The sequence below is a fragment of the Pseudomonas syringae group sp. J309-1 genome (genome assembly GCF_032582135.1).
GTDB classification, from domain to species: domain Bacteria; phylum Pseudomonadota; class Gammaproteobacteria; order Pseudomonadales; family Pseudomonadaceae; genus Aquipseudomonas; species Aquipseudomonas quasicaspiana.
In genome coordinates, this window is record NZ_JAWHNU010000002.1 from 239,784 (window position 1) to 245,976 (window position 6,193).

3 protein-coding genes are annotated in these 6,193 nt (G+C 58.2%); all 3 read left to right on the top strand.

From position 1 onward, the window contains the following. Nucleotides 1–130: 130 nt before the first annotated feature. From mexE to RX972_RS02210, 3 genes are read left to right on the top strand one after another with little or no spacing between them, the layout of a single operon-like run. On the top strand, nucleotides 131–1,372 hold the full coding sequence (mexE, locus tag RX972_RS02200) for a multidrug efflux RND transporter periplasmic adaptor subunit MexE (RefSeq protein ID WP_316872406.1): 1,242 nt from the start codon (nucleotides 131–133) through the stop codon (nucleotides 1,370–1,372). 12 nt (nucleotides 1,373–1,384) lie between these two features. Continuing rightward, a complete protein-coding gene (locus RX972_RS02205) occupies nucleotides 1,385–4,576 on the top strand; it encodes an efflux RND transporter permease subunit (RefSeq protein WP_099269507.1) in 3,192 nt (1,063 codons plus the stop codon). Continuing rightward, nucleotides 4,576–5,973, top strand: coding sequence for a TolC family protein (locus tag RX972_RS02210; RefSeq protein ID WP_316872407.1), 1,398 nt, complete (start codon nucleotides 4,576–4,578; stop codon nucleotides 5,971–5,973). The genes RX972_RS02205 and RX972_RS02210 overlap by 1 nt, the downstream gene beginning before the upstream one ends. Nucleotides 5,974–6,193: the final 220 nt, after the last annotated feature.

Consider the following 6,193-nt stretch of genomic DNA (forward strand, 5'->3'; position numbering starts at 1 on the left):
ATCGGATTATTACTGGCAGAGACATACTCAATATCATTCCGAATGATATTAACTTTTGTTTCATTCGATTCGTGCAACACAACCCTCAAGAACAGAATCCGCCCATCTTAATATTCCGGCGGACATTCCCATGGCTCAGAAATTCAATCAATTGCGCTTCCCTCTCGCCGCGTTGGCGTTGGTGGTGATCAGCGCTTGCGGCGGAGCACCTGAAGCGACGGTCGCGCCTGCTGCCGCTAAAGTCAGCGTGGCGAAAGTGCTGGAGCAACCCGTCAACGAATGGGATGAATTCACCGGACGCCTCGAAGCACCGGAAACTGTTGAAATCCGCCCGCGGGTTTCCGGCCAGATCGACTCAGTGGCTTTCACTGATGGCGCACTGGTCAAGAAAGGCGATGTGCTGTTCCAGATCGACCCTCGCCCTTTCCAGTCTGAAGTTCGCCGCCTCGAAGCTCAGCTGCAACAGGCACGCGCTACCGCAAACCGCAGTGACAACGAAGCCCAGCGCGGTGAACGCCTGCGTACCAACAATGCCATTTCCGCCGAACTGGCCGACTCGCGTACCACCACCGCACAGGAAGCCCGCGCCGGGGTAGCCGCCATTCAGGCGCAACTGGATCTGGCAAAACTGAACCTGAGTTTTACCCGCGTGACATCGCCGATCAGTGGCCGTGTCAGCCGCGCCGAAATCACTGCCGGTAACATCGTCACCGCTGATGTCACCCCGCTGACCAGTGTGGTTTCCACCGACAAGGTCTACGCCTACTTCGACGCTGACGAGCGTGTCTTCCTTAAATACACCGAACTGGCGCGCAAAGGCCAACGTGGCCAGGCCACCCCGGTGTACTTGGGTCTTTCCAATGAAGTGGGTAACCCGCATCAGGGCCAGATGAACTTCATCGACAACCAGGTCAACCCGCGGACCGGCACCATTCGTGGTCGCGCGGTGTTCGACAACAGCGATGGCAGCTTCACTCCAGGCTTGTACGCACGGGTCAAACTGGTTGGCAGCGGAGTTTACTCAGCGGTGCTGATCAATGACGAAGCGGTGGGCACCGACCTCGGCAAGAAATTCGTACTGGTCATGGGTCAGGACAACAAGCCGACGTATCGCACAGTCGAACTGGGTCCGAAAGTCGAAGGCCTGCGAATCGTACGCAGCGGCCTAAGCAAAGACGACACCATCGTGGTCAAGGGCCTGCAACGCGTCCGTCCCGGTCAACCGGTCACACCGGAAGAGACCCCGATGGCCAGCGCCGAGACGCTCGCTGCACTGCTCAAACAACGCCAGGCTCTGGAAGCCAGCAACCTGCCGCAAGTGAAGCCTAAAGCACCTGAAAAAGTTGCCGGCATCTCCGCGCCACGCGGTTAAGGGAAACCACTGATGAACTTCTCTCAATTCTTTATTTCGCGTCCGATCTTCGCGGCAGTACTGTCGCTGTTGATTCTGATCGCAGGCTCCATCTCGCTGTTCCAGTTGCCGATCAGTGAATACCCCGAAGTTGTGCCACCTACCGTCGTCGTTCGCGCCAACTTCCCGGGCGCCAACCCAAAGGTCATCGGCGAAACCGTAGCCGCTCCGCTGGAACAGGCCATCACCGGCGTCGAGAACATGCTGTACATGTCCTCGCAATCCACCGCTGACGGCAAGATCACCCTGACCATCACTTTCGCACTGGGCACTGACCTGGACAACGCGCAGGTACAGGTTCAGAACCGGGTCACCCGGACCGAGCCAAAGCTGCCTGAAGAAGTGACGCGCATCGGTATCACCGTGGACAAGGCGTCGCCCGATCTGACGATGGTGGTCCACCTGACCTCGCCGGATAAACGCTACGACATGCTGTACCTGTCCAACTACGCCATCCTCAACATCAAGGATGAGCTGGCGCGCCTTGGCGGTGTCGGTGACGTGCAGTTGTTCGGTATGGGCGACTATTCTTTGCGGGTCTGGCTGGATCCGAACAAGACTGCCTCGCGCAATCTGACCGCGACCGACGTTGTAAACGCTATTCGCGAACAGAACCGTCAGGTCGCTGCGGGTCAGTTGGGCGCGCCGCCCTCGCCTAGTGCTACCAGCTTCCAGATGTCGGTCAACACCCAGGGCCGCCTGGTCAGCGAAGAAGAATTCGAAAACATCGTGATTCGCTCCGGAGCTGACGGCGAGATCACTCGTCTGCGCGATGTCGCCCGTGTCGAGCTGGGTTCCAACCAGTACGCCTTACGCTCATTGCTTGATAACCAGCCAGCAGTGGCGATCCCGATCTTCCAGCGCCCTGGCTCCAACGCCATCGACATCTCCAACGAAGTTCGGGCGAAGATGACGGAGCTGAAACAGAACTTCCCGGAAGGCATGGATTTCAGCATCGTTTACGACCCGACAATCTTTGTTCGCGGCTCGATTGAAGCGGTTATTCATACGCTGTTCGAAGCGTTGATCCTGGTTGTGCTGGTGGTCATCCTGTTCTTGCAAACCTGGCGGGCCTCGATCATTCCATTGGCAGCTGTGCCAGTGTCATTGATCGGTACATTCGCCGTCATGCACATGTTCGGCTTCTCGCTCAACGCGCTATCGCTTTTCGGACTAGTGCTGGCCATCGGTATCGTGGTCGACGACGCCATCGTAGTAGTGGAAAACGTCGAACGGAACATCGGACTCGGACTGAACCCCGTTGAAGCCACCAAACGGGCCATGAAAGAAGTGACAGGGCCCATCATCGCCACGGCGCTGGTGCTCTGTGCAGTGTTCATCCCGGCTGCGTTCATCTCCGGATTGACGGGGCAGTTTTACAAGCAGTTCGCCCTCACAATCGCGATTTCCACGGTGATTTCGGCCTTCAACTCGCTGACCCTTTCACCGGCGTTGTCCGCCGTGTTGCTCAAGGCTCACGACGCGCCCAAGGATCGCTTCTCACGTGGCCTCGACAAAATGTTCGGGAGTTGGCTGTTCCGCCCGTTCAACCGTGTGTTTGAACGCGCCAGTAATAGCTACGTGGGGATTGTCGGGCGTGTAATTCGCAGCAGCGGCATTGCACTGGTGCTGTACGGCGGCCTGATGGTGCTGACTTACTTCGGTTTCGCCACCACACCGACAGGTTTCGTACCGCCGCAGGACAAACAGTACCTGGTAGCTTTCGCCCAGTTGCCGGACGCTGCCAGCCTGGACCGTACCGAAGACGTCATCAAACGCATGTCCGACATCGCCCTCAAGCAGGACGGTGTGGAAAGTGCGGTAGCGTTCCCGGGCCTGTCCATCAACGGCTTCACCAACAGCCCGAACGCTGGCATCGTGTTCGTGACCCTAAAACCTTTTGAGGATCGCAAAGACGCCAGCCTTTCGGCAGGCGCCATCGCGGGTGCACTGAACGGCAAGTTCGGCGAAATTCAGGATGCCTACATGGCGATCTTCCCGCCGCCACCGGTACAAGGTCTGGGCACCATCGGCGGCTTCCGCCTGCAGATCGAAGACCGTGGCAACCTGGGTTACGACGAGCTCTATAAAGAGACTATGAACATCATCGCCAAGAGCCACAGCGTGCCGGAACTGGCCGGGCTGTTCACCAGTTACACCGTGAACGTACCGCAGGTCGATGCTGCCATCGACCGTGAAAAAGCCAAGACCCACGGCGTGGCGATCAGCGATATCTTCGACACGCTGCAGGTTTACCTAGGGTCGCTGTACGCCAACGATTTCAACCGTTTCGGCCGTACTTATCAGGTCAACGTTCAGGCTGAACAACAGTTCCGCCAGGACGCCGATCAGATTGGTCAGCTCAAGGTGCGCAACAATCTGGGCGAAATGATTCCGCTGGCAACCTTCATCAAGGTCAGCGACACCGCAGGGCCGGATCGAGTCATGCACTACAACGGCTTCATCACCGCCGAGATCAACGGCGCTGCGGCTCCGGGTTACAGCTCGGGTCAGGCTCAGACCGCCGTGGAAAAACTGCTCAAGGACGAACTGCCTAACGGCATGACCTACGAATGGACCGAGATTACGTATCAGCAAATCCTGTCAGGCAATACCGCGCTGCTGGTCTTCCCGCTGTGCGTACTGTTGGCCTTCCTGGTGCTGGCTGCTCAGTATGAAAGCTGGAGCCTGCCACTGGCGGTGATCCTGATCGTACCGATGACACTGCTGTCGGCCATCACCGGGGTGATTCTGTCGGGTAGCGATAACAACATCTTTACCCAGATCGGACTGATTGTTCTGGTGGGACTGGCCTGTAAGAACGCGATTCTTATCGTCGAGTTCGCCAAGGACAAGCAAACCGAAGGCATGTCGCCGCTGGAAGCCGTACTGGAAGCGTGCCGCCTGCGTCTGCGTCCGATTCTGATGACGTCCTTCGCGTTCATCATGGGGGTTGTGCCTCTGGTGTTCTCCAGCGGTGCCGGTGCAGAAATGCGTCATGCCATGGGTGTTGCGGTGTTCTCGGGGATGCTCGGGGTCACCTTCTTCGGCCTGCTGCTGACGCCGGTGTTCTACGTACTGATTCGCAATTATGTAGAGCGCAAAGAGGCCCGCAAGGCGGCCAAGGTACAACGCCTGCAAAACCTGAACCCGGAGGCGCATTGATGAATTCGTTAAAGCTGTTCATGCCCAGCCTGCTGGTTCTGGCGCTGGCGGCGTGCGCTGTCGGCCCTGACTACAAGGCTCCCGACACCGCCGCTGCCAAGGTCGCTTCGGCGACCCAGGACAAGTTTGACCGCAGTCATCAGGAAACCATCTGGTGGCAGCAGTTTGAAGATCCAAGCTTGAACCAGTTGGTCGCCAAATCGTTGAATGACAACCGCGAACTACGTGTCGCCTTCGCCCGCCTCAAAGCGGCTCGGGCAATCCGCGACGACGTCAGCAATGACGCCATGCCTGTTGTTACCAGCCGGGTCAGCAGTGACCTGGGCAAAGGCCAGCAGCCAGGCATCACTGAACGCCGTGTCAGCAGTGAACGTTACGATCTGGGCCTGGACATGGCCTGGGAGCTCGATTTGTTCGGCCGTATTCAGCGCGAGCTGGAAGCCAGCGAAGCCGACCAGGACGTCGCCGAAGCCAATCTGTACCAGCTTCAGGTCACACTGACGGCCGAAGTGGTCGACGCCTATGGCCAGTTGCGCGGTGCGCAATTGCGTGAGGCCATTGCTCGGGAAAACCTGAAAAACCAGCAGGAATCCCGAGGCGTTACGGCCCAACTCCGCGACGCCGGGGTAGGCAACGAGCTGGATGTCATGCGTGCCGATGCGCGTCTTGCCGCCGTCGAAGCATCGGTTCCGCAATTACAAGCCGAACAGGTGCGTCAGCGTAACCGCATTGCAACGTTGCTGGGTGAGCGTCCGGAAAGCCTGAGTGTCGACCTGAGCCCGGCGAAACTGCCGGCGATTGCCAAGGCGCTGCCTATTGGTGATCCGACGCAGGTGTTGCGTCAGCGCCCGGACATTCGCGCCGCTGAACGTCAGCTGGCCTCCTCCACTGCGCGTATTGGTGTGGCGACGGCTGATTTGTTCCCGCGCGTCAGCCTGAGTGGTTTTCTGGGTTTCACCGCTGGCCGGGGATCGCAAATCGGTTCGTCAGCCGCCAGAGCCTGGTCGCTGGGGCCGAGCATTTCCTGGGCAGCGTTTGATCTGGGTAGCGTGCGGGCACGGATTCGTGGCGCCGATGCCGATGCCGAGGGCGCGTTGGCGAATTATGAGCAGCAGGTTCTGTTGGCGCTGGAAGAATCGGAAAATGCATTTAGCGACTATGACAAACGTCAGCAACGTTTGGTCTCGTTGATTCGTCAAAGTGAAGCGAGTCGTGCTGCGGCTAATCTCGCCTCGATTCAGTATCGCGAAGGCACCGCAGACTTCCTGGTGCTGCTGGACGCAGAACGCGAGCGTCTGGCGGCCGAGGACTCGCAGGCTCAGGCAGAGATTGAGCTGTATCACGGCATCGTCGCTATCTATAAAGCACTGGGTGGAGGCTGGCAGCCACAGGCTTGATGGATTGGAATGCTTAAACCATGAAGCCCCGCTCCTTTTGGACTGCGGGGCTTTTTTGTTTTAGTGATTCTGTGTACATATCCGTTGTTTAGGTAACGGCTAATATAGGTTGCGCTTTTACAGCGCCTCACTTTTGAACAGCGCAAAAGTAAGCAAAACGCTCTTGCCCCACCACTGGGTGCCTCGCTGTCGCTCGGCATACCCGTAATCCGACATTGCT